Source organism: Dyella sp. 05T440, from assembly GCF_056395965.1.
In genome coordinates, this window is sequence record NZ_JBFTKN010000010.1 from 85,381 (window position 1) to 108,947 (window position 23,567).

Annotated in this window: 20 protein-coding genes and 1 riboswitch; of the genes, 6 read left to right on the top strand and 14 right to left on the bottom strand. The window is 64.9% G+C overall.

Annotated elements, in window-relative coordinates; all coding sequences use genetic code 11:
- Positions 1-19: 19 nt before the first annotated feature.
- The 7 genes from AC1DE1_RS14100 to crcB form a co-directional block, all read right to left on the bottom strand.
- Positions 20-1,435 carry a M16 family metallopeptidase gene (locus AC1DE1_RS14100; protein WP_477179115.1) on the bottom strand — a complete coding sequence of 472 codons (1,416 nt, stop codon included), beginning with the start codon at positions 1,433-1,435 and terminating at the stop codon, positions 20-22.
- A gap of 14 nt (positions 1,436-1,449) precedes the next feature.
- Positions 1,450-2,841, bottom strand: a complete 1,392-nt coding sequence (locus tag AC1DE1_RS14105) for a M16 family metallopeptidase (RefSeq protein ID WP_477176314.1) — start codon at positions 2,839-2,841, stop codon at positions 1,450-1,452.
- Positions 2,842-3,036: 195 nt separating this feature from the next.
- A complete protein-coding gene (gene parC, locus AC1DE1_RS14110) occupies positions 3,037-5,274 on the bottom strand; it encodes a DNA topoisomerase IV subunit A (protein WP_477176315.1) in 2,238 nt (745 codons plus the stop codon).
- Between the two features lie 240 nt (positions 5,275-5,514).
- Positions 5,515-6,390 (bottom strand): TraB/GumN family protein, encoded by an 876-nt coding sequence (locus AC1DE1_RS14115; RefSeq protein ID WP_477176316.1) that lies wholly within the window; start codon positions 6,388-6,390, stop codon positions 5,515-5,517.
- Between the two features lie 106 nt (positions 6,391-6,496).
- Positions 6,497-7,615: a cyclopropane fatty acyl phospholipid synthase gene (cfa, locus tag AC1DE1_RS14120; protein ID WP_477176317.1), complete on the bottom strand. Its 1,119-nt coding sequence runs from the start codon at positions 7,613-7,615 to the stop codon at positions 6,497-6,499.
- Between the two features lie 50 nt (positions 7,616-7,665).
- Positions 7,666-8,010, bottom strand: coding sequence for a DUF190 domain-containing protein (locus AC1DE1_RS14125; protein ID WP_441605082.1), 345 nt, complete (start codon positions 8,008-8,010; stop codon positions 7,666-7,668).
- 8 nt (positions 8,011-8,018) lie between these two features.
- Entirely contained in the window at positions 8,019-8,402 is a 384-nt protein-coding gene (gene crcB, locus AC1DE1_RS14130) for a fluoride efflux transporter CrcB (protein ID WP_441605083.1), read from the bottom strand.
- A gap of 73 nt (positions 8,403-8,475) precedes the next feature.
- Positions 8,476-8,557, bottom strand: a riboswitch (Fluoride riboswitch).
- 90 nt (positions 8,558-8,647) lie between these two features.
- Here crcB and AC1DE1_RS14135 point away from each other — a divergent pair.
- Complete coding sequence (locus AC1DE1_RS14135) at positions 8,648-9,916, top strand: multidrug effflux MFS transporter (protein WP_477176318.1); 1,269 nt, start codon at positions 8,648-8,650, stop codon at positions 9,914-9,916.
- 43 nt (positions 9,917-9,959) lie between these two features.
- Here AC1DE1_RS14135 and AC1DE1_RS14140 read toward each other — a convergent pair whose 3' ends face one another.
- Positions 9,960-11,984, bottom strand: a complete 2,025-nt coding sequence (locus AC1DE1_RS14140) for a S1 family peptidase (RefSeq protein ID WP_477179116.1) — start codon at positions 11,982-11,984, stop codon at positions 9,960-9,962.
- 211 nt (positions 11,985-12,195) lie between these two features.
- Between AC1DE1_RS14140 and AC1DE1_RS14145 the strand changes: the two genes are divergently transcribed.
- From AC1DE1_RS14145 to AC1DE1_RS14155, 3 genes are read left to right on the top strand one after another with little or no spacing between them, the layout of a single operon-like run.
- On the top strand, positions 12,196-13,074 hold the full coding sequence (locus AC1DE1_RS14145) for a pseudouridine synthase (protein ID WP_477176320.1): 879 nt from the start codon (positions 12,196-12,198) through the stop codon (positions 13,072-13,074).
- A gap of 53 nt (positions 13,075-13,127) precedes the next feature.
- On the top strand, positions 13,128-14,195 hold the full coding sequence (locus AC1DE1_RS14150) for a class I SAM-dependent methyltransferase (protein ID WP_477176321.1): 1,068 nt from the start codon (positions 13,128-13,130) through the stop codon (positions 14,193-14,195).
- Entirely contained in the window at positions 14,192-14,905 is a 714-nt protein-coding gene (locus tag AC1DE1_RS14155) for a pseudouridine synthase (protein WP_441605088.1), read from the top strand. The genes AC1DE1_RS14150 and AC1DE1_RS14155 overlap by 4 nt, the downstream gene beginning before the upstream one ends.
- A gap of 24 nt (positions 14,906-14,929) precedes the next feature.
- Here the strand turns inward: AC1DE1_RS14155 and AC1DE1_RS14160 are convergent, their stop codons facing one another.
- A complete protein-coding gene (locus AC1DE1_RS14160) occupies positions 14,930-15,130 on the bottom strand; it encodes a hypothetical protein (protein WP_477176322.1) in 201 nt (66 codons plus the stop codon).
- Between the two features lie 229 nt (positions 15,131-15,359).
- Between AC1DE1_RS14160 and AC1DE1_RS14165 the strand changes: the two genes are divergently transcribed.
- Positions 15,360-16,919 carry a protein adenylyltransferase SelO gene (locus AC1DE1_RS14165; protein ID WP_477176323.1) on the top strand — a complete coding sequence of 520 codons (1,560 nt, stop codon included), beginning with the start codon at positions 15,360-15,362 and terminating at the stop codon, positions 16,917-16,919.
- Between the two features lie 4 nt (positions 16,920-16,923).
- On the opposite strand, the gene trxC is transcribed toward AC1DE1_RS14165, so the two are convergent.
- A complete protein-coding gene (gene trxC, locus AC1DE1_RS14170; protein ID WP_477176324.1) occupies positions 16,924-17,361 on the bottom strand; it encodes a thioredoxin TrxC in 438 nt (145 codons plus the stop codon).
- A gap of 74 nt (positions 17,362-17,435) precedes the next feature.
- Here trxC and AC1DE1_RS14175 point away from each other — a divergent pair, with 74 nt between their 5' ends.
- Positions 17,436-17,915 carry a hypothetical protein gene (locus AC1DE1_RS14175; RefSeq protein WP_441605092.1) on the top strand — a complete coding sequence of 160 codons (480 nt, stop codon included), beginning with the start codon at positions 17,436-17,438 and terminating at the stop codon, positions 17,913-17,915.
- Here AC1DE1_RS14175 and AC1DE1_RS14180 read toward each other — a convergent pair.
- The 4 genes from AC1DE1_RS14180 to AC1DE1_RS14195 all read right to left on the bottom strand — a co-directional run bounded on the left by AC1DE1_RS14180 (position 17,895) and on the right by AC1DE1_RS14195 (position 23,513).
- Positions 17,895-19,295, bottom strand: a complete 1,401-nt coding sequence (locus AC1DE1_RS14180; protein ID WP_477176325.1) for a glycosyltransferase family 2 protein — start codon at positions 19,293-19,295, stop codon at positions 17,895-17,897. The genes AC1DE1_RS14175 and AC1DE1_RS14180 overlap by 21 nt on opposite strands.
- Positions 19,296-19,607: 312 nt before the next feature.
- Entirely contained in the window at positions 19,608-20,405 is a 798-nt protein-coding gene (locus AC1DE1_RS14185) for an SH3 domain-containing protein (RefSeq protein ID WP_477176326.1), read from the bottom strand.
- Between the two features lie 124 nt (positions 20,406-20,529).
- Positions 20,530-21,618 carry an aromatic ring-hydroxylating oxygenase subunit alpha gene (locus AC1DE1_RS14190; protein ID WP_477176327.1) on the bottom strand — a complete coding sequence of 363 codons (1,089 nt, stop codon included), beginning with the start codon at positions 21,616-21,618 and terminating at the stop codon, positions 20,530-20,532.
- 71 nt (positions 21,619-21,689) lie between these two features.
- Positions 21,690-23,513 carry a DEAD/DEAH box helicase gene (locus AC1DE1_RS14195; RefSeq protein WP_477176483.1) on the bottom strand — a complete coding sequence of 608 codons (1,824 nt, stop codon included), beginning with the start codon at positions 23,511-23,513 and terminating at the stop codon, positions 21,690-21,692.
- Between the last annotated feature and the right edge of the window lie 54 nt (positions 23,514-23,567).

The window sequence follows — 23,567 nt, forward strand, 5'->3', positions numbered from 1 at the left end:
CGCCGCCACGCGGGGTTGCTCAGGGCTTGTACGGCGTAAAGCTGCCGATCGCCTTCAACTGCGGATCGATCGCCTTGGGGTCGCCGACCAGGATGATGCTCTGTTTCTCCGGAGCAAAGTACTTGCGCCCCATCGCCTGCACCTGCTCGGCAGTGACCTTGCCGGTGTCGGTGACGTACGTGGTCATGAATGAGGGCGGCATGCCGCTCACCCAATAGCGCGCCAGCGTATTGGCCAGGGCCGACTGGATCTGGTTGCGCAGCAGATAGATGCCCGCGATGAGGCGCTTGGCGCGCATCAGTTCTTCCGGGCTGGCCGGCTCGGTGCCCATGCCTTGGTAGAGCCTGGACAGTTCGCCCAGCGTGGCGCCGGTGACTTCGTTGCGCACATCCACCACGGCGAGCGTGTTGCCGCCGTTGCGGCGCACGTCCAGCGTGGAATAGGGGCTGTACGAATAACCCTTGTCCTCGCGGATGTCCTGCGTGATGCGGCTGCTGAAGCCGCCGCCGAGCACGGTGTTGGCCACGGTGAGCGGGATGAAGTCCGCATCGCGCAGGGGGACCGTGGGCTGGCCAAAGCGGATATTGGTCTGCACCGCGCCAGCACGCGCCACCAGCAACTTTTGCGCGGGCACATCGGTGGGCACCTGGGCCACATTGGCGGGCGCGGGTCCTTGTGCCTTCCAGCTGCCGAACTGCTGCTCGACCGTCTTGAGCACCTCGTCCGCATCGACCTTGCCGACCACCACCAGCAGCGCGCGCTCCGGCCGCATGCGTTGATCGTGCAACGCGTGCAGCGATTCGGACGTGACGGCCTGGATGCTTGCCTCGATGAGTTCGTCGCGCGCATACGGGTGATCGCCGTATACCGCGTGATTGAACGCGCGCATCGACTGCCAGTCCGGGTCGGCTTCGTTCACCTTCAGCGACTGCAGCGCATTGGTCTTCTCCAGTGCGACTTCCTTGGCGGGGAAGCTGGGATGCAGCGCCGTGTCGGCGACCAGTTCGAGCAGTTCGTCCGAGTGACTTGCCAGCGCGCTGGCGCTGACGCCGATGGAATCGCGTCCCGCGCTTGCACCGTAGTCGCCGCCGATGGCTTGCAGCTTTTCGGCGATCTGCCTGGAACTGAGTTTGTCGGTACCTTCGTTGAACAAGGCGGCCATCAGCTCGGCCTGGGCAGGATGTTTCGCATCGTCGTACGACGTGCCGCCCAGCACCGCCAGCTGCACGTTCACCTTGGGCAAGCCGTTGCGCGGAATCACCCACACGGTGAGGCCATTGGGCAGGGTGCGCTGCGTGATCTGCGGAACGGGCAGCGGTCGCTCGGGACCGTAGGGCGGCAGTTCCCTGGGCATGGGCGCTTCGGTCGCATGCGCGGCCATGGCGAAGCCGAGGGCGGCAGCGAGCAGGGATGCTTTCAGAGTCGTCGTGATCATGACCTTCGCTCTCCTCAGTGCTTGGCCGGCTTGGCGCCGGCATCCTTGGCATGGGCCGTCACCGGGCGGCGGATGATCACGCTGCGATTGGCGTCCGTGAGATAGGTCTGCGCCACGCGGCGTACGTCGTCGGACGTCACCTGGTTGATCCAGCCGGGCACTTGATTCACCACGTTGGCATCGCCCCACAGCGTTTGCAGTTTGGCCAGCGTGTCGGCGCGGGAGAGGAAATCCTCCATGCCGCCGTACCAGTCGGAGAGCATCTTGGTTTTCACGCGCGCCAGCGTGGCGTCGTCGACACCGTCGTGGGCGACCTTGGCGATTTCCTCGTTGAGCGCAGCCAGCACCTGGTCGGGCTGGGCGTTGGGCTTGTAGATGGCAAACAGGCCGAACAAAGTGGGGCCCGCGTAATCGGTGCCGCTGCCCAGCGCGAAGTTCACGCCACCCTGGATTTGCAGCAGTTGTTCGCGTCCCTTCACCAGGCCCTGGTAGAAGCGCGAAGCGTCATCGCCCACCAGCAGTTGGGCCAGCACCAGCATCGGCATCTGGTCCTTGCTGCCGCGATCGGGTGCTTTCCAACCCACGGCAATCGCCGGCGCCTTCGCCAACGCGTCGGTCTGCTCGAGGTGCCGGCCTTTGTTGTTCAGCGGTTCGGAAACGTCGGTGCCGGCCGGGAGTGGCCGGGCCGGAATCGCGCCGAAATATTTCTGCGCCAGCGCGAAGGCCTGCTCGGGCGTGACGTCGCCGGAGATGCCGAGCACCGCATTGGCGGGCTGGTAGAAGGTGTCGTGAAAAGCCTTTACGTCGGCGATGCTGGCGTGGTCGAGATCCTCGAACGAGCCGTAACCGTCGTGCTTGTTGGCCCATTTGTCGAAGGCCAGCGCGTCCAGGTCGGTCCAGAAGAACAAACCATAAGGCTGGTTCTTCACGTTGACGCGGATTTCTTCCTTCACCACGTTGCGCTGGTTGTCGAGATTCTTGTCGCTGAAATCCAGCGTCTTCATGCGGTCCGCTTCAATCCACAGCAGTGGTTCCAGGGCGGAGATGGGCGCGGAGGCGATGTAGTTGGTGTAGTCGGCGCGGGTGGATCCGTTGAAGACGCCACCGCCGCCCTGGATCACCCGATCGAACGTGCCCTTGGGTGCATTGGGCGTGCCTTCGAACATCAGGTGTTCGAACAGATGCGCAAAGCCCGTGCGGTTCTGCGGCTCCAGCCGCATGCCCACGTGGTAGACCGTGCTGATGCCGACGGTGGGGGAGCTGTGATCTTCGGAAACGACAACAGTGAGGCCGTTGTCCAGTTTCTTCACGGCCACCGGCATCTGCCAGTGGTCGGTATCCGCGGCGTGAGCCGTTACTGCGAACAACAGGCCGGCGATGAGCGCCGGCAGTCGTGACGTGCGCATGGACCATCCTTGTGCTGCGGCGGGAGCACATTGGATACGGCGCAGGCGGGGCATCCGTCAACAGGAAGGATGGTCTAGGGCCGGCAAACAACACTGTGGGAGCGCACCCTGTGCGCGACGGGGGCCTGAGGCAGGCCAGTCGCGCACAGGGTGCGCTCCCACACGGGTGAGGAAGGATGGAATGGAAGGGCTGGATCAGCCCGTCGTCTCGATCCGCTCCACCCGGCGCAGACCCTGCGGCAGCAGGCCGCCGCGGGTGGCGCGGTTGCCGCCGTACTCGACCAGGTTCGACCATTTCAGCGTGAGCTTGCGCTGGCCGGCATAGAGCGTCACTTCGCCCTTGCCTTCAGTGACCACGGCGACGCCGACGACCTTCACGCCTGCGCTCAGCTTGGCCTTGGGCACGTCGATCAGCTTGTTGCCCTTGCCCTTGTCGAGCTCCGGCAGCTCGGCCACCGAGAACATCAGCAGGTGGCCTTCGGTGGTGACGACGACGATGCGGTCGCGTGCCGGATCGGCGCTGATCTGCGGCGCCAGCACCTTGGCGCCATCGCCCAGGGTGATGATCTGCTTGCCCGCCTTGTTGCGGCCGGTGAGCGCCTCGAAGCGCGTCACGAAACCGTAGCCGTGGTCGGTGGCCAGGATCAGGCGCGTGTCGTTGTCGCCGGCGGCAAGTGCGTCGAAGCTGGCGCCCGAGGGCGGGCTGAAGCGGCCGGTGACCGGCTCGCCGTTGCCGCGTGCCGAGGGCAGCGTGTGCGCTGCCATGGAATAGCTGCGGCCGGTGGAGTCGATCACCGCGACCTGCTGCGTAGTGCGTGCCTTCACCGTGGCGAGCAGGCTGTCGCCTTCGCGATAGTTGAGGCCGTCCGCATCGACGTCGTGGCCCTTGGCGGCGCGGATCCAGCCCTTGGCGCTGAGCACCACGGTGACCGGTTCGCTGGCTACCAGCGCGCTTTCATCGAGCGCCTGCGCGGCATTGCGCTGCACCAGCGGCGAGCGGCGGTCGTCGCCGAACTTGGCGGCGTCGGCGCGCAATTCTTCCTTGATCAGGCCCTTGAGCTTGGCCGGCGATTTCAGCAGCACGTTGATGCGTGCGCGTTCTTCCTCGAGCTGATCGCGCTCGGCGTTGATCTTCATTTCCTCGAGGCGCGCCAGCTGGCGCAGCTTGGTCTCGAGGATGTAGTCAGTCTGTTCGTCGCTGAGGCCGAAGCGCGCCATCAGCACGGGCTTGGGCTCGTCCTCGGTGCGGACGATGCGGATCACTTCGTCCAGGTTGAGGTAGGCGATGCGCAAACCTTCCAACAGGTGCAGGCGACGCTCCACCTTGGCCAGGCGATGGTTGAGGCGGCGGGTCACCGTATCGGTGCGGAAATGCAGCCACTCGCTGAGGATCCGCTTGAGATCCTTCACCTGCGGACGGCCGTCCAGGCCGATCATGTTGAGGTTGATGCGGAAGCTCTTCTCCATGTCCGTGGTGGCGAACAGGTGCTGCATCACCTCGGCGGCGTCGATGCGGTTGGAGCGCGGCACCACCACCAGGCGGATCGGGTTCTCATGATCGGATTCGTCGCGCAGGTCTTCGACCATCGGCAGCTTCTTCGCGCGCATCTGCGCGGCGATCTGCTCGAGGATCTTGGACGGGCTCACCTGATGCGGCAGCGCGGTGATGACGATGTTGCCCTCGTCCATGTGGTACACGGCGCGGGCGCGTACCGAGCCGACACCGTTCTGGTACATCGCCAGCAGCTCGTTGCGCGGCGTGATGATTTCCGCTTCGGTCGGATAGTCCGGACCCTGGATGTGTTCGCACAGGTCGGCGACGGTGGCGTCCGGGTCATCCAGCAGGCGGATGCATGCGCTGACCACTTCGCGCAGGTTGTGCGGCGGAATATCGGTGGCCATGCCCACGGCGATGCCCATCGATCCGTTGAGCAGCACATGCGGCACGCGCGAGGGCAGCCAGCTGGGTTCTTCCAGCGTGCCGTCGAAGTTGGGCACCCAGTCCACCGTGCCCTGGCCGAGTTCGCCCAGCAGGGCCTCGGCGATCGGGCTCAAGCGCGACTCGGTGTAGCGCATCGCGGCGAAGCTTTTCGGATCGTCCGGCGAGCCGAAGTTGCCCTGACCGTCCACCAGCGGGTAGCGGTACGAGAACGGCTGCGCCATCAGCACCATCGCCTCGTAGCACGAGGTGTCGCCGTGCGGATGGAACTTGCCGATCACGTCGCCGATGGTGCGGGCCGACTTCTTGGGCTTGGAGGAGGCGGCCAGGCCGAGCTCGCTCATGGCATAGACGATGCGGCGCTGCACCGGCTTGAGGCCGTCGCCCACGAAGGGCAGGGCGCGGTCCAGCACCACGTACATGGAATAGTCGAGGTAAGCCCGCTCGGCGTATTCCTTGAGCGGGATCTGTTCGAAATTGGCTTGCAAATTCATGGGTTTGCGTCGTTGGGCTGCGCGCAGAGGGCGCGCTTAACCGGACGATGGTGCCAGAAAGGGGGACCGGCCGGCGAGGGGTGATGGCGCCAGCCCTGTGGGAGCGCACCCTGTGCGCGACAGGCGGCGGAGCAGTGAAGCCGGGCGGTTGGGGCGCGAAAGCCGACCATTGAGGATGGGTGGGGCGTGGCAGTCGCGCACAGGGTGCGCTCCCACAGGAGAGGCGGTCTGGGCCTGCTTTTAGTTCTGGATACGGGTGGTCTTCACACCCAGCTTGCGCAACTGCTCCTGCAAGCTGTCAGGCCCTGCCAGGTGGCCGGCACCCACGGCCACAAAACTCACCCCCGGCTGCTGCATGCGCTCGGCAATGGTCTTGGCCCAGGCCTGGTTACGCTCGACGATCAGCGTCTGGTAGAGCGTCGGGCTGTCCTTGCGCAGGTCTTCGTCCTCGATCCTGGCGATGGCGGCGGTGTCGCCATTGCGCCAGGCATCGATCAGCTCGTGCAGCTTGCCCGGGCCGTCGGCTACGTCCTTGAAGGACTGGCGCAGGAATTCCAGCTGCATCGCCTCGGGCAGGTCGGCCAGCATGCGGATCTGCTTTTCCGCCGTTTCCAGCCCATCGACGGGTTTGCCGGCCTGCTGCATGCGCGCCTTGAGCAGCTTGTCCACGCCCTGGTTCGCGTCGAGCCCGGCCTGCATCAGCGGCGCCATCGTGAGCGTAAGCGCCGCCAGCCAGGGGCGCATGGGCTGTAGCGCGGCGATCCCACCGGGCAGCTTCGCCACCTCGGCGGCCTTCTCGAGTTCGCCCCGATCCTTCTGGTCGAGCTTGCTGGACAGCGGCTCGCTCAGGTCGACGCCGTGCTGCATCAGCAGGGCCTGCATGGAGGCCGAATCGTCGTCGACGATCTCGATGCTCAGGCGCTGGCTCTCGTCCAATGCCTTGTCCAAGGCGGGCGACTGCCAGTTGGTGTCCGAGGGCAGCAGGTGCACCGTGCCGAACAGGTAGACGGTGGCGCGCTCGTTCTTGGCCATCCAAAGGCCGGGCTGGGCCACCGCGACCGTGACGAGCAACAGGTTGAGGGCCAGGGCGGCCGCGTATCGACGAAACAGTTTCAAGGGGAAATCCCGAATCAGGAGCGGACCACGTGTCGTAGCGGGCCATGACCATCCGGCCCGCTGATATGCGCACTATCGTGCTCGAAGTGGCTTGCTGCAAGCATTCTCAGCGCGGCACACGGTATCCGCCAGGCACGCCGTGCGGGCTGAGGGTGAGCTGCCACAGCTGGTCGCGGCGGCTGCGGAACACGGCGGCCGAGACGGACAGGTAGAAGCGCCACATGCGGCGGAAGCGATCGTCGTAGTTGGCGGCCAGCTGCGGCCACGCCGCATCGAAGTTGGCCCGCCACGCCGACAACGTGAGGTCGTAGTCGGTGCCGAAGTTGTGCCAGTCCTCCACCACGAACAGATTCTGCAGCGCCTCGGTCACCTGGCTGGCGGCGGGGATCATCGAGTTGGGGAAGATGTATTTCTCGATCCACGGGTCCGGCCGGCTGGGCGAACCGTTGCTGCCGATGGAATGCAGCACGAACAGGCCGTCGTCGTGCAGGCAGCGTCGCGCGATCTCGAAATAGGTGCGGTAGTTGAGCGCGCCCACGTGCTCAAACATGCCGATCGAAAAGACCGCGTCGAACGGTTCGTTGATCTCGCGATAATCCTGCAGGCGGATATCGATCGGCAGGCCTTTGCACAGCTCACGCGCGTATGCCGCCTGTTCCTTGGAAACGGTGACGCCCACGCCCTGTACGCCGTAGCGTTCCGCCGCATATTTCAGCGCCTCGCCCCAGCCGCAGCCGATGTCCAGCACGCGCTGCCCGGGTTGCAGGCGCAGCTTGCGGCAGATCAGGTCGAGCTTGGCTTCCTGCGCATCATCGAGATTGTTCGCCTGCGCCCAGTAGCCGCACGAATACACCAGTCGCTTGCCGAGCATGGCCTGGAACAAATCGTTGCCCAGGTCGTAATGCACGCGGCCAATATCGAACGCATGGTCGCCGCGCTGCAGGTTGACGAAACGCGCCTTGAGATGCGCGAGCAGCGTGTCCAGCGACTTCAGCTCGGTGTCCAGCTGCGCGCCGAGTACCCGGGTGAACAGGCCGGGCAGGTCTTCGCTGTCCCACCAGCCGTCCATATAGCTTTCGCCAAGGCCCAGCGATCCGTGCGAAAACACGCGTGCGTAGAGCCGTTCGTCGTGCACCCGCATGTCGGTAGGGCGCGAACCATCGAGAAGAATGCCGGCGTGTTCGAGCAACCTGGCGGCGCGAACCTTCAATGAATCCTGACTCATGCGGTCCTCGTATGCCATGGTGACGAGAAGGGCAGGATGGCGCCGCCTGATCAGCGGGAGTGCGGCGTCCTGCCTAGTATCCCAAAGCTTGCAGGAGCAATTGCAAAGACTGCGTCGACGCCGCTTTCGCGAACCGTTTGCAGCAGCGCCTGCGATTGCGCCTCGCTGAGCAGGAATTCCACTTTGATGGCGAGATCGTCGGTCAGTTCGAAGAACTGTTCTTCGCGCAACACGCCGTGCCTGCCGAAGCCGCAGATGGCGCGAAACGCCGAACCGCCGCCGACGCCGTGGCTGCGGGCGTGCTCGAGCAACCACTCATAGACCAGTTTGCCGTCGTGGCGCGCCCGCGTGTGGGTATAAAAACTGAGCTGGACGCCTTGTTGTGTCGTTTCCATGGGGCCTCCTAGCGCAATACAGCGCGGGTGATGGCGATACCTGCCACGGTCAGTGCGATCGAGCCGACCAGGTGCAGGGCCAGATGGCCACCGAACCAGAGGTATTGCTCACGCAGCAGCAGGGTGGTCGATTCGGCCGAGAAGGTGGAAAACGTGGTCAGTCCACCCAGGAAGCCGGTGGCGACGAACAGGCGAAGTTCGGGCGGCAGGGTCTGGAAGTGATCGAACACGCCCAGCACCACACCCATCAGCAGGCCGCCGACCAGGTTGGCGGCCAGGGTGCCGAGCGGCACGGTGGGGAACAGCGGGTTGAACATGACGCCGAGCATCCAGCGCAGCCAGCAACCCAGCACGCCTCCCACGCCGACGGCGAGAAAACCGGTAAAGCCCACGTTGTCGTCTCCTTCTGAAGAACTTCGGAAGGACTCCCCGGAAACAGGCACGCGCCTGCGCCCCGGAAAATCCGGCGGTGCAGGCATCATCAACCCGAAGGTGGTTCGCCGCGGCACATGGCCTGGGCGGGAGGCATGCCATCTCCCTGTGCCATTTATCCTAGCCCATGATCCCTCGAACGTCATGGCTCAGCCGCGCAGAGGGCACCGCTATACTCATCGCTCCTCGCCAGCATGCCACGCCCATGACCCCCATCCCGCGCCCTGTCCGGCGCAGCCTGCCGTTGCTGCTGGCGGGCTTGTCGATGATCGGCCCGTTTTCGATCGACGCCGTCTTCCCGGCGTTTCCGCTGATCGGCGCGCGCTTTGGCGTGGACAGCACCGGCTTGCAGCAGATGATCAGCATGTACCTGATCACCTATGCCGTGATGAGCCTGTTTCATGGCGCGATCTCCGATGCGATCGGGCGCAAGCCGGTGATCGTCGTCGGCATGCTGGTGTATGCGCTGGCCTCCGCGGGCGCTGCGGTGTCGACCTCCTACGTGATGCTGCTTAGCTGTCGTGCGCTGCAGGGCGCGTGTGCCGGTGCCGGCCTGGTGGTGGGCCGCGCGATCGTGCGCGACAGCCTGGAAGGGCCGGCGGCGCAGCAGATGATGTCGCGCGTGATGATGATCTTCAGCATCGCCCCGGTGATCGCGCCGATCGTGGGCGCGCAGTTGCTGTTCCTCAACGGCTGGCACGGCATCTTCTGGGTGCTGATGGGATTCACCCTGGTGTTGGCGGCGGCTTTGGCGCTGTTTCTCGATGAAACTCATCCCGTCGCGGCGCGCATGCCGTTTCGCGCGGGCACGCTGGTGCGTGGCTACATCAATTTCGGCAAAGACCGGCCGTTCTGGCCGCTGCTGATTTCCTGTTCGGTGAATTTTGCCGGTTTGTTTTTGTACATATCCTCGGCGCCGCACATCATTCGCGACCTGCTGCATCTGTCCGCGCAGGGTTTCCCGTGGCTGTTCCTGCCGACGGTGGCGGGCCTGATGGCCGGCGCATGGATGTCAGGACGCCTCGCCCATCGCCGCAGCGCGGCGTATACGGTCAACCTCGGCTACGGCTCGATGTTGCTCGCGTGCGCGCTGCATCTGTTGATTGCGCTGGTCACCACCGAGCCGGTATTGCCCTGGTCGATGCTGCCGCTGGTCTTGCATGGCATCGGCGTGCAGCTGGCGTTTCCCACGCTCACGCTGTTATTGCTGGACCGCTTTCCGCATCGACGTGGCGGCGCTTCATCGGTGCAGGCGTTCGGCAGCCTGCTGATGTGCGCGGTGGTCGCCGGCGTGCTGTCGCCGCTGCTATCGGGCCATATGGTGTATCTGGCGCTGGGTGCCAGCGCGCTGACCGTTACCGGCTGGCTTGCCTGGCGCTGGTACCGGCATCTGACCAGTCAGCCGCACGTGCCGCATACCAGCGCAGCCGAGGTCGAGGTGGAGATGCAGACGGAAATCACCGAGCCGCGATAACCGGCGGGAGACGCGGCGCGGGCCCGAGCCCGCGCCTGCCTGCTCAATGTTCGTTGACCTGCAGCTTTTCCAGCAGCAAATTGAGCTTGCCCTTCATCGCATCTTCGGGGCGCGGGCCGTCTACGCCGTAGAACGCGGTGTACAGCACATCCGGCTTGGTCTCGCCGCTGGTCTTGGTGCCGCCCACGGTACCGATGTAGGTCATGTCGTTTTCGCTATACGGCACGCCGTCGTCCGGATGATCGCGATGGACGATCTTGCCCCAGTGGTTGCGGAAGCTGTCGTCCAGGTCGTCGGTGGGGGCGACATGACGGTTCACCATCACATGCTCGGCGTTCTCCACGTTGGACTTCACTTCCACCTTGGAGACATCCCACACCGTCTTGCCGTGATCCTGGAAGTAGGACATGCCCAGCACGAGCTGGCTGTCCGGGTCGATCTTCTGCAGCGACGGCGTATAGGCAAAACCCAGGCGCTTGGACTGGTACTTGAAGTCGTCGCCATAGTCGAAGCGGATGGCGATGTCGGAGAGCACGCTGGGCAACAACTCGGTATTGGCCAGGAATTCCTTCCATTGCGCCAGCGTGCCGCTATAGGACACGTCGACGAAGTTGGCCAGCTGGGTCAGGTCGGCCATGTCTTCGTGTTCGGTGCGGTTCTCGGTGACCCGGCCCATCGCCGCGTAACCGTCAGGCACCGGCAGCAGGAAGACGATCACCAGCTGGTTGTCGTACGCCATCTGCCATTCGCGTATCTGCCAGCGGCGCTGGTAGGCGTCGGTGTAGCTGCGTTGCAGCGACGGCGCGCCCAGCGAGGTGATCTTCACCAGCTCGGAGCCCACGCGTCGCTGCATCGGCGCGCCCTTCAGCAGGAGGTCCATGAACAGCTTGGAATCGCCATACAACTGCTTGCTGGTCACGTCGTCGGGCTTGCGCAGGTGAAACATCACCTGCTGACCCACCAGCGCACGGCTGATGAAACCGTTGTGGGGCAGCTGGGCCTTGTTCTCGTTCGCCCGGGCGCTGACCCAGTTGCCGTTGCTGTTGCGGTGTAGCAGGGTCGGAAAGGCGCTCAGATCGGAATTGACGTGCAACAGCCGGTTCGCGCCCTGGCCATTGGGAAACATGGTGGCGGCGTTCTCGGCCAGCAGATCGTGCAGTTTCTGGTCGACGTCGGCGTTGTGCAGCTTCTGGTAGGTCGCGCTGAAGTCCGCAAAACTCTTGGGCAGCGGGAACTGCGCCTTGAACGGTCCAGTGTGTTTGTCCTCGATCACGTCCAGCTGATAGCTCTCGCGCGTATCGATCTGGCCGAGGTTGGCGGGCGCCTTCAGCACTAGGTCGATCGGCAGCGCGTAATTGAGGTTTTCGTCGGGCGACTTCATCACCACCACGCCGATGACCTTGCCGTCCTTGTCCAGCAGCGGGCCGCCGCTATTGCCGGGCGAGGCGGCGGCAGAGAAGCGCAGCCACTTCCAGCGGCCGTCCTGCTCCTCGGGTGTCTGCGAGGTGTACAGGCCGTCGCGTATCACGATGCCGGTGCCCAGCGCATTGCCTACCGCGTAAACCGCTTCATTCATGGCCGGCTGCGTGTTCACCGCCAGCGGCGTCACCTTGGGCGGATCCTTCAGCGAAAACTCCACAAAGTCTTCGTGCAGCGAGTAACGCGTGATCTTGTCGATCGCATAGACATGGCCGCCGGCATCGCGCACGGCAGGTTCGCCCATCAGGCTGTCGATGCCCATCGCGAGCACGTGGCCGGCGGTGACGTAGCGGTTCTCGCCAATCGTAAAGGCGGTGCCGACCGAGTAGTACTTGTCAGTGCGCTGCTGGTAGGGGAGCTGGTCGAACGGCAGCGGCTTCTCATAACTCAGGGGGTCGTTCACCGGTTTGGGAATGACCACTTCGAACGTGGCGCCCTGCACCTGGGGCAGCACGGCCGGATCCAGCGTGGCCGCATGCAGCGACGGCAACGCCAGGCACGCAAGCGCGGCCAGCCACGCGGCGGGACGCCATGCGTGTGACCGTTTCCAGGTGAGCGCGTGCGATGCACGGGTTGCCGGCTGATCCATGTGCTGCCTCGTTTGGTGATCGGCGCGCTCTGGTGACGCCATCCCCGGGTGTCAAACCCGTCGTTCGCTGAGTTTATCCAACGCCCCACGCGTTGGAACGGTGTACGCCGTAAGACATATCGATGACTTCCCGCCCTGGCGGTGCAGCAGCGTTTTCGCGGCAGCATGACCGCGGCGGTTTAAGCTGCCGTTCGTCGATGCGGAGTTGCCGATGTCTGTTCCTCCCGCTGCCAGCACGGTGCACTTGCCCCAGGGATCATGGGGCACGGTGCTGGACGGACTGTGTGCGCTGTTTCCCCGTATCGAAAGAAGCGTATGGCAGGATCGCTTCGCCCGCGGCCGCGTGCTCGACGAGACGGGTCTGCCGCTGGATGTCGACGCGCCGTATCGCGTGGGGCTGTGCGTGCGCTATTTCCGCGAAGTGCCGCAAGAAATGCCGATCCCCTTTCACGAAACCCTGTTGCATGTCGACGCGCACCTGGTGGTGGTGGACAAGCCGCACTTTCTGCCGGTCACGCCGGCGGGCGGTTTCGTCGACCAAACGGTGCTGGCGCGGTTGAGGCGCACCCTGGGCAATGCCGATCTGGTGCCGCTGCATCGTATCGACCGCCATACCGCCGGGCTGGTGATGCTCTCGGCCGATCCGGCCAGTCGCGATGCCTATCAGGCACTGTTTCGCCAACGCCGGATCAGCAAGCGCTACGAGGCCTGGGCGGCGCCACTGCCCGGGTTGTCATTTCCTCATGTGCGGAAATCCCGTATCGCAGCAGGTGAGCCGTTCTTCCGCATGCACGAGGTGGCGGGCGAGCCCAACAGCGAAACGGTCATCGACGTGCTTGAACGGCGCCCGGAGCACTGGCGCTATGCGCTGGAACCGGTCACCGGCAAGACGCATCAGCTGCGCGTGCACATGGCCGCGCTGGGCGCGCCCATCCTGTACGACCCGTTTTATCCGGACCTGCCCGAGCAGCAAGCCGACGACCACGCGCGGCCCTTGCAGCTGCTGGCCCGCCGGCTGCACTTCGTCGATCCCATCAGCGGCATGCCGCGGGAGTTCGTCAGCGAGCTGGAGCTGCTCGCGCCTGAATGACGGAGCGCGTCGGTTGGTAACATAGGGCGCCCACCCAAGGACCCGCCTGTCCGATGCCCGTCTCTTTCTCTCCCGCAGCCCAGGACGCGGCGCTGGAGGCCCTGTTCGTGCCCCTGGAAACGGGCGAACTGGCGCAGCCGGCCGATGGCCGCGTGCTGTTCCTGCGTGCCCGCGACGGCTTTCGGCTGCGTGAGATGGCGCGCAAGTCGTGGGTATGTGAGCAAAGTTTCAAGCCGTTCGCCGAGGCCTTGGCGCGCAGCGGTCTCACCGTGGCGGCGCCGGGCGGGGCGGAACGCTATCCGCTGGTGCTGGTGCTGCCGCCGCGCCAGCGCGATGAGGCCCGCGCCTTGTTCGCGCAGGCCGTGCGTCGCGCCACGGACGGCGGCGTGGTGCTTGCCGCCGTTCCCAATGCCGAGGGCGCCAAGTCGGCCGAGGGTGATCTGGCCAGTGTGGCCGGGCCGCTCAGCCAGCTGTCCAAGCACAAGTGCCGCGTGTTCTGGACCCGGCCGCTGGGTTCGCAGGTGAACCTCGATCTGCTGGAGAGCTGGACATCGCTGGACGCGCCGCGCCTCAACGACGCAGGCTTCGTCAGCCGCCCCGGACTGTTTGCCTGGGATCGCGTGGATGCTGCCTCCGCCTTGCTGGCAGCGCATCTTCCAGCCGATCTGGCGGGTAGCGTCGCGGATCTGGGCGCCGGCTATGGCTATCTGTCGACCCAGCTGTTGGTGCGCTGTCCCGCCGTGTCGTCCATTGATCTGTTCGAAGCGGAGGCGCGCGCGCTGGAACCCGCGCGGCAGAATCTGGAGCGTGCACAACAGGACAGCGCCCGCGATGTGACATGGGCCGCGCACTGGCACGACGTCACCCAGGGATTGCCGCGGCGCTACGACGCCATCGTGAGCAACCCGCCGTTTCATCAAGGCCGCGCCGATCTCCCCGAGCTGGGTCGCGCCTTCATCGATACCGCCGCCAACGCCTTGCTGCCGCATGGCCGCTTCTGGCTGGTGGCCAATCGCCATCTTCCCTATGAGGCCACTCTGGCCGCACGTTTCAATGAGGTACGCACCGTGGTGACGCAGGACGGATTCAAAGTGATCGAAGCACGCGGAGTGCGCGCATGAAACTGGTCAAGTTGATTGCCAACCTCGGCTATGGCAGCCGCAAAGAAGTCACGGCGATGTTTCGCGAGGGACGCATCACCGATAGCGACGGCGACGTGCTGTACGCCGACGACAAGCTGCCCCACGAACACATCCGCATCGACGACGAGCCGCTCGATCCGCCGGCCGGCCTGGTGTTGATGATGAACAAGCCACTAGGCGCCACGTGCTCACGCAAGGACATCGGGCGCGTGGTGTACGACCTGTTGCCGCCGCGCTATCGCGTGCGCGATCCAGCGTTGTCCACGGTGGGACGTCTTGATCGCGAGACCTCGGGCCTGCTGCTGTTCACCGACGACGGTGCCTTGCTGCACCGGATCATTTCACCCAAGGCGCAGGTGGCCAAAGTGTACGAGGCGACGTTGGCCTCCGATCTGCGCGGCGACGAAGCTGCGCTTTTCGCCAGCGGCACGATGATGCTCGAATCGGAAAACGAACCGCTGGAACCGGCCAGGCTCGACGTGCTGGCGCCGCGCCTCGCGCGCGTCACGCTGACCGAAGGTCGCTATCACCAGGCCAGGCGCATGTTTGCCGCGGTGGGCAATCACGTGGAGACCTTGACGAGAGTGTCCGTGGGCGCACTCACGCTGGACGGACTGCCGCCCGGGGAATGGCGCGCGCTTGAAGATCACGAGATCGCGCGCATCTTTGAAGCACCATCAGGTGCTTGATGCGCGCGGAGCGTTGCGTGGTTTTCAGCCGAACGGAGTCTGGCGACGTCGAGCGAGTTCGTCCTCGCGGCGAGAGTGCGCGCCCGGTTGCCAGGACACCAGCTGAAAATTGCTGCGGTCCTGATCGTTGTGGTGGCGGACGTCCTGCGTGTCCTGATGATTGAGCATCCCTGCTACTAGCTGCATTCCGCGCTCTAACGCAGAACGGGCAAGAAGCATGTGCATGTCGTCGCTCCGGACCACCCCTGCGTGGCCGTTCAGCCTACATATAAGCAGCTTCACGGGCGATATACAAATGCCAATAGGCCATGAAAAACGTCTTAAGTCCAACGCAAGCAAGCGTCATATTCTTCACAAAGGTGAATAGCGCAATGATCTGCGATTTACCCGCTCAAGCACGGATTTCCATGGCGCGGAACAGCGCTTTCATTCTCGTCTTTTGCAAGCAGACGCCATGCCTACTTTGAACTTCGATAACGCCTTCGTGCGCGAGCTGCCGGGTGATCCTGAACAGGGTTCCCGGCAGCGCCAGGTGCTGGGCGCGTTGTATTCCCGCCTGGAGCCCACTCCCGTGGCATTGCCCCGCATCGTGGCGTGGTCGCCGGAGATGGCACAGGCCCTGGGCCTGACCCCCGCCGACCTGGAAAGCCCCGGGCTCGCGCAGGTGCTGGGTGGCAACGCGTTGCTGGAGGGCATGCAACCCTTCGCGGCCAACTACGGCGGCCATCAGTTCGGCGTATGGGCGGATCAGCTGGGCGATGGGCGTGCGATATCGCTGGGCGAAGTACTCACGCGTGATGGCCAGCGCTGGGAACTGCAGCTGAAAGGGGCGGGACCGACCCCGTATTCGCGCGGCGCGGACGGGCGCGCCGTGCTGCGCTCATCGATCCGCGAGTTTCTCTGCAGCGAGTCGATGCATCACCTGGGCGTACCAACCACCCGCGCACTCAGCCTGGTGGTGACCGGCGACATGGTGGTGCGCGACATGTTCTACGACGGACATCCGCAGCAGGAGCCGGGTGCCATCGTGTGTCGCGTCGCGCCATCGTTCCTACGTTTCGGCAATTTCGAGTTGCCGGCGGCGCGTGGCGATATTGCGCTGCTTAAGCAGCTGGTCGATTTCACCATCGCGCGTGATTTCCCCGAATGCCGGGGCGAGGGCGAGGCGTTGTATGCACAGTGGTTTGCGCAGATCTGCGAACGCACCGCGCTGATGGTCAGTCATTGGATGCGCGTGGGCTTCGTGCACGGCGTGATGAACACGGACAACATGTCCATCCTCGGACTGACCATCGACTACGGCCCGTATGGCTGGATCGACAACTTCGATCCGGAGTGGACGCCCAACACCACCGATGCCGGTCGTCGCCGCTATCGATTTGGCCAGCAGCCTAATGTCGCGTGGTGGAATCTCAGTCGTCTCGCCATGGCGCTGGCGCCGCTGTTCAGCGGTACCGAGCCCTTGCAGGCGGGACTGGATCGCTATGCCGCCGTGTACGCGCAGGCGGATCGCGACATGATCGCGGCCAAGCTGGGTTTTTCAGCCTGTGACGACGGCGACGTGGAGCTGATGCGGGAGTTGTATACGCTGCTGACCGAGGCGGAAGTGGACATGACGCTGTTCTTCCGTGCTCTGGCGGACGTCGATCCGGCACAGCCGTCATTGGCGCCGTTGCGTGATGCGTTTTACGACGAAGCCAAGCGGCAGGCATTCGAGCCTGCGTTCCAGGCGTGGCTAAACAGCTATGCCGCACGCGCGCGCCGCGACGCTCTTTCAGCAGGTCAGCGCCGATTGCACATGCACGCCGCCAATCCGCGTTACGTGCTGCGCAACTATCTCGCGCAGGAAGCGATCGACCTGGCCATGCAAGGCGACTACAGCGGCATCCACGAACTGCTCGAGGTGATGCGCCATCCCTACGACGAGCAACCCGGTCGCGAACGCTACGCGCAGAAGCGGCCCGCCTGGGCGATGCACAAGGCGGGCTGCTCGATGCTGTCGTGCAGTTCGTAAGTCTTTAGCGCAGCGCGTTGGCGAGGAACTGGCGCAGCTGCATGCCATTGAGCGCACCGGCCTGGCGCGCCACTTCATGGCCATTGCGCAGCACCAGCAAGGTGGGAATGCTGCGGATGCCGAAGCGCTGAGCCAGGGCCGGTTGCGCCTCGGTATCCACCTTGGCCAGCCGCAGCTGCGGTTCCAGGCTCTTGGCGGCCTCGGCGAACACCGGCGCAAAACTCACGCACGGGCCGCACCAGGGCGCCCAGAAATCGATCACCACCGGCAGGTCGCCACGGGTCGCCACGGCGTCGAAGTTGTTGACGTCCAGCGCCATCGGCCTGCCTTCGAACAGCGGCTGCTTGCAGCGTCCACAGACGGGATGCTGGCCGAGGCGATCCTCGGGCACGCGATTGAGAGCTGCGCAGTGGGGGCAGGGAACAGTCAGCGGAGTGGACATGGCAGGCCTCGATGGCCAAAACTCGATGCAGCATCAGATGGTGTCCGCCGACGCGGTAAACAAGGAGCCCTGGCGTGCGCAAGCGTGAAGGCCGGAACACGGCAGCTCGCCGGCTCGTCTTGCTGGCAGGCGCGCTATGGACGCTGCCCAACAGTGTGCTGGGCCTGCTCGCCGGCCTTGCCTGCGTGCCATGGGGTGCCCGGCCTCAGTGGCGCCGCCGTGAATGTGCCTTGGCGTTTCGGCGGATGCCGCATCGGGGCAGCGGCGGGGCGCTGACCCTGGGCAATGTGATTCTGTATTCGTGCGACGAGCTCGACACGCCGTGTTTCACCTATGCGCATCGCGCGGGCCATCGCCAGGAGCCGTGTATTTCGCTGGCGGACCACGAGCGGGCGCATGTCTACCAGTACATGGTGCTGGGGCCGTTGTTCCTGCCCTTGTACGCCTTGTGCGGCGGCATCAGCGTGCGCAATCGCTTTGAGCGTGCCGCCGATCGCTACGCGCAGCAGCGTGCCGGCTGGTGGCCGTGGTCCTCAGCGCGAATAGTCGCGTGACCGACGCGTCAGAAGTCCGGACAGATAGCCCATCACGCTAGCCGGCTTGAGCACCAGGCCGTAAAGCACGGCGTAGCCAAGCAAGCCGAATGGGTTGCGCCGCACGGTCAGTCCGAGGTCGCGGAACATGCGCGCCTGCACGGCGTAGATGACCCCATGGGCGAGCAAGGCCGCGGGCAGGACGAAAGCCAGCATCGCGGCAGCCAGGCCATAGATGCCCATGCAGGCCAGCAGTACGGCGGGCAACACCGCAATGGTGTAGACCAGGTCCATATAGGGAAACAGCAGGTTCCACCAGATCAGGAAAGTGCTCAGGCGACGACGGAACAGCAGGGAGCCGTGCGCCTTGAATGCTTCCATGAGGCCGCGAGACCACCGGCCGCGTTGCTGCAGGAACGGTGTGAGCGACGCGGGTACGCGGGCGAATGCGATGGCGTCTTCGCAATAGCCGACGCGATGATGGTCTTTCAACAAAGCCCAGGTCAGCACGGTGTCTTCGCCCGCGCCCGCCGGCCAGCCGCCGATCACCCGAAGGATGTCGGTGCGGTACAGCGAAAACGCGGCTGGCGCGACGAGCGTGCCCTGAAACAGACTTTGCAGACGCTTGTTGGCAGCGATGCCCTGGAAGTAATCCCACTCCTGCATGCGCGTCACCAGGCTTTGCCGTGAATTGCGCACGAGTACCGCGCCCGCCACCGCCGCGGTGTTCGGCGGATCGCTCATGTAACGCGTCACCAGTCGACGCAAGGCCTGGGGATGCAGGTGCGCATCCGCCGCCAGCGTCACCGTAACGGGGTAGGACGCCAGCCGCAGCCCCGCATTGAGCGCATTGGCCTGGCCGCCGGCGGATTTGAGGTCGAGCACTTCCAGCCACGGATAGGACTCGCCGCGCAGCCGCTCAAGCGTGGCATCGGTGGAACCATCGTTGATCACCATCACTTCGATGGGCGCGGGATAGCGCTGCATCGCAATGCTGGCCAGCGTGCCGAGTATCGTGTCCTGCGCGTTGTGCGCGGCGATCAGGATCGTCACGCTGGGAAAGTCGCTGTCGGCGAAGTGCGAGCGCGGCGGCCGCCGGTCGAGCAGCAAGCCCACGGCGAGAAAGGTGTTCATGAAGGCGGGCAGTACCGCGATGCCAAGCACCAGCAGATGCGCCATCAGCTGCTGGCCGGACGTTTGGAATTCGCCCAGCCAGTGCTGCGCCGTGGCATAGGCAAACGCGGCCCAGCTGAGCGAGACGGCAAGGGCGAGCACAAACTTCAGTCCAACCGGCATGTAGCGACGTCGATGCAGCTGACCGTCGTTCGCCGCAGCCAGAGGCAAGCGGACCGTGACGGAGAACGGTCGTCGCCTTGACCAGACGGGTGCGTTGACGCTCATGGCTAAGTCCGCTGCTGCGGCATTGCGCTTGCAGGTCACGGATGAAGCGTCCCACCTCAGGGGCTGAGCGCAACTCCGCAGGCCCGAACACGCATGCCTGGATGAACCGACGGCGTCCTGCCCGAACTCCGTTCCTTGCTGGAATCAGGGGCAAGAGTCATGCCACACGCGCTGTGTGGCAATTGCGCCATAACGTCGGGAAACACCGCCGTTCCGGGCTGATCCGCACAGCGACGGCCAGGCAGGGACCGACGTGCGCTGACACAAACCGACGCGCGAGGGCGGCCGGCTTGGTCAGCACAGGGAGCGGCATCAGGCGGCTTGTTTGGCCGACTCAGGATGCGGTTTCGGCGCCGGTTTGCTGTTGCCATGACCCGACGGCGGCCGGTTGCCACCCTGGTTCGGCGGCGGGTGACCGCCCTGATTGGGCGGCGGTCGATGGCCTTGCGGCGGTGTGCCCCCGGGCGGCCTGGTCTGGCCCGGCGGATGCGTACCCGGATTCTGCGGCGGCCGGTTGTTCGATGGCGGCCGGTGTCCCTGATTCGGAGGCGGCCGGTTGCCCTGCGGCGGCGGTCGGTTGCCTTGCGGCGGCGGACGATGGCCACCGTTCGGCGGCGGACGATACCCGCCATTGGGCGGTCGATAACCATGCGCCGGCGGACGCGAACCCGGATGCCAGCCCGGCGGACGCGGCGGCGGACGCGGCGCATATGGACGGCTATACCAGTAATCGCGATTCCGATAGAACGGTCGATTGGTGTAGTACGAGCCCCAATACGCGCCGATCGAAAACGCGACGATGGGAATGCCGATGCGCGCGCCGTAATCGGCCACATAGACCGGCTGGCTCTGATAGGTGTATTGCACGAAGGTCGCGGGCACCCAGCCGCGCAAGCCCTGTGTGATCACATCGCACCAGCCCCAGCCTTGCGTGCACCCTTGAATGGCTACGGCCGTGCCCGGTGGGAGCTGCGCAATGGTGGGATAGCCGGCGTCCGGACCCGCATAAAGGTCGGCATACGTCGTCACCACGCCGTTCAAACCCTGCGCAAAAGCGGCAGGGGTGGCCAAGCCGAACAGCAACAGCACGGACCAGACTAGCCGCTTCATGGGTGCCTCTCCTGGATATACGACCCGATGAGACTGCGTCTTCCGCGAAGGACGCGTCAACAACGCGTCAGCTTTGCTGATCGTGAGTTCGTGCGTTCAGCGCGCGGTGCGGCGAGCATGGTGTTCAGGCTTGGACGAGCGATTCGCGATACGCGCGTCGCACCATCTCGTGGAAGTGATGCACGGCATTCTCTCTCAGCGGATTGAGCCGGCCCGCTTCGTACGAGCCCGACGCCAGGCCGCGCTGCACGTCCTCGCAAATGGTCACGTCCTCATCCTGCACTTCGTCGCTGAACTCCACATCGCGTGCGCGACGCGCATGCGCGGCATCGCTGTCATCGGCTGGATAGTAGAAATCAAATTCCACCCGGCAGCGATCCACGCCCAGCGGCAATACGCGATTGGTCTGCAAACGCGAAGGCAGGATGTTGAGCATGGTGTTGGGATGAATGAAGTAATACAGCGCTTCGCCGCTGCCGTACAGGTCGCCGGCGCTTTCCAGCGGGCTGTACTGGAACGAATACCACGGCGCCGTTTCGGTGATGTAGCTGCGATAGTCGAGCAGGCTGTTGAGGCCGGGATGGATGTGCGGCACGTGGTAGCCCTCGAGGTAGTTGTCCACGTAGACCTTCCAATTGCACGCCACCTCGTAGCTGGCGCGGTGATGAAACACGTAGTCTTCCAGCGAACGCGCCGGCCCCAGGCGTTCGTCGATGCCGGCGACCAGCTCCGCAAACGGCGGCGCCTCGCCAAGGGCGACAAACACCAGGCCCTGCCATACCTGCACCCGCACTTCAGGCAGGCGGATATCGGAGGGATTGAAGTCCTGCGTGCGGCCCATCTCCGGCGCGCCGCGCAGCACGCCGTCGAGCCCGTAGGTCCAGCCGTGATAACGGCAACGCAGCGCCTTCGCGCCCTTGCCATCGCAACTGGCGATCGGTCCTGCCCGATGGCGGCAGACGTTGTGGAAGGCGCGGATCACGCCGTCTTCGCCGCGCACCACGATCAACGGCAGGCCGGCAATCTCGGTCACCACGTGATCGCCCACTTCGGGCACCTGCGAGCGGTGGCAGACCAGCTGCCAGCTGCGCGCAAAGATGGCGCGTGCATCCAGCGCCAGCATGCGCGGGTCGGTGTAGAAGCGCGCGGGCAGGGTCAGCGCAACCTCGAGGGGTTGCGGTGCCAGAACGGATTCGTCGAACAGATCGCGCATGGACATCACATCGGCAGCGGTTTGCCCGAGTATCGGCCCGCACACGCCCCCGTGGAAGAGGGCGGGCCGCTTCAGGCGCTCGCCAGCTGCTGTTGCACGTCGTTGATGGAGTTGCGGATGCGCTGGCTGAAGATCGAATCCTCGTGGTGAATCAGCACCAGTTGCTCGGTCGCACGCGTCATCGCCACGTAGAGCAGGCGTGCCTCTTCCGCCTCGTTTTTGCCGGGTTTGGGCAGCGAGCCCAGGCCGGGGATGATCACCAAGGGAAATTCCAGGCCCTTGCTGGAATGCATGGTCACCAGCTTCACGGTGTCGTCCACCACGAACAGCGAGCTCTTGCCATTGCCCTCGGCGAGCTGGCTGGCAATACCGGCACGCTGCAGCGCTTCCTGCAGCTTTTCGCCTTCCCAGCTGTTGCGGAAGATCACCGCCATGTCCGACAGCGGGCGACCCGCACCCAGCTCATCGCGCAGCCGCTGGATGATCGCCGGCAGCTGATCCTCCTGGCGCTCCACGCGGATCAGCTCGGGCAGGGCACCGCGACGCCCGGCGCTTTCCGGTGCGATCAGCGGCACGCCGTCGTCATCGTCGCTGCGGCCCAGCAGCAGTTCGTTGGCGAAGCCGCGCGCCACCGAGAGGATTTCCAGCGTGTTGCGGTAGTTGAGCTTGAGGATGGTGGTGCGGCCCTGTGCCTGCACGCCCAGGCTTTTCCAGCTGAGCTTCTTGCGATTGGCCTGGCCGTAGATGTTCTGCGCGTCGTCGTACAACACCAGCAGCGAGTTGGTGTTGGGATCGATCATCTGCACGATGAGCTTGTACCACTCGGGCTCGAAATCATGGCCTTCGTCGATCAGCACCGCGCCGTACTGGAAGCGCGGAATCTGCCCGCTGTCCACGCCCGCGATGACGGCCGGCGGCAACGCTTCGGCGAAATGCGGGCCGTCTTCGGGCAGGGGCACGTGGTAGGCCGTCAGCATGCTGCGGCACCACTTGTGGAAGTTGTACACCTGCACCTTGTCGCTGAGGCCGCGTTCGCCCATCAGTTGTTCAAGGCGCTCGGCCAGCGTTTTGTTGTAGCACAGCACCAGGATCGGCTTGGACAGCGCACGCGCCAGTTCCATCGCGCGAAAGCCCAGGATCATGGTCTTGCCCGAGCCGGCCACGCCGTGAATGATGCGGTGCTCGTCGCCCAGCGAGCGGGCCAGCAGCTCCTGCTGCGCGTCCATCACCTTGATCAGATCCGGAATCGCCAGCTTGGTCGAGCTGCTGCTGGCGGAGGCGAACAGGCCGAACTGGCCCTCGCCGGGCTCCACGCGGATTTCCGGAAACAGATGCCAGCGCACGCGATCGATCTGCGGCAGCGTGAGCGCGGTGGGGAAGACCTGCGGAAACATCGCCCACAGGCGTTCCTGGAACGCTTCGGACTCCACCGATTCGTACATCTCGTCCTGGCAGATCACCAGATGGGCGGGGATCACCGCTTCGAGCTGTCCGGCCTCGAACTGCTTGCGGCTGATATTGGCCAGCACCACGCCGTAGCCCCACGGCATCAGCAACTTGCCCTCGTAGGTGTGGCCGGGCGGATGGCGCAGCGCCGGGTCCTGCGCCAGCACTTTGTAGATTTCGTTGGCGCCGTCGCGCGCCTGCATCAGCGGGTTGTGTTCCTTCACGCTGCTGCTGCCGGTGATCAGTGTGAACAGGGTGCGGTCGGCCTGCTGGATGGTGCCCGGCTTCCAGTCCTTCACTTCGAGCACCAGCAGGCCGCGGCGCGGATGGAACACGATGAAATCGGGGCGGCGCTGCCTGGGGCCGATCGCCACGTCGTACCACAGCAGGTAGTCGTCCTCGAGCTTCTGCTCCAGGCGCTCGGAGAAGCGCTTCTCGCCGCTGGTCATCTGCGGCAGGCTGCTGTTGCGGGAGGGGATGAGCGTCGCCAATGAGAGCCTGCC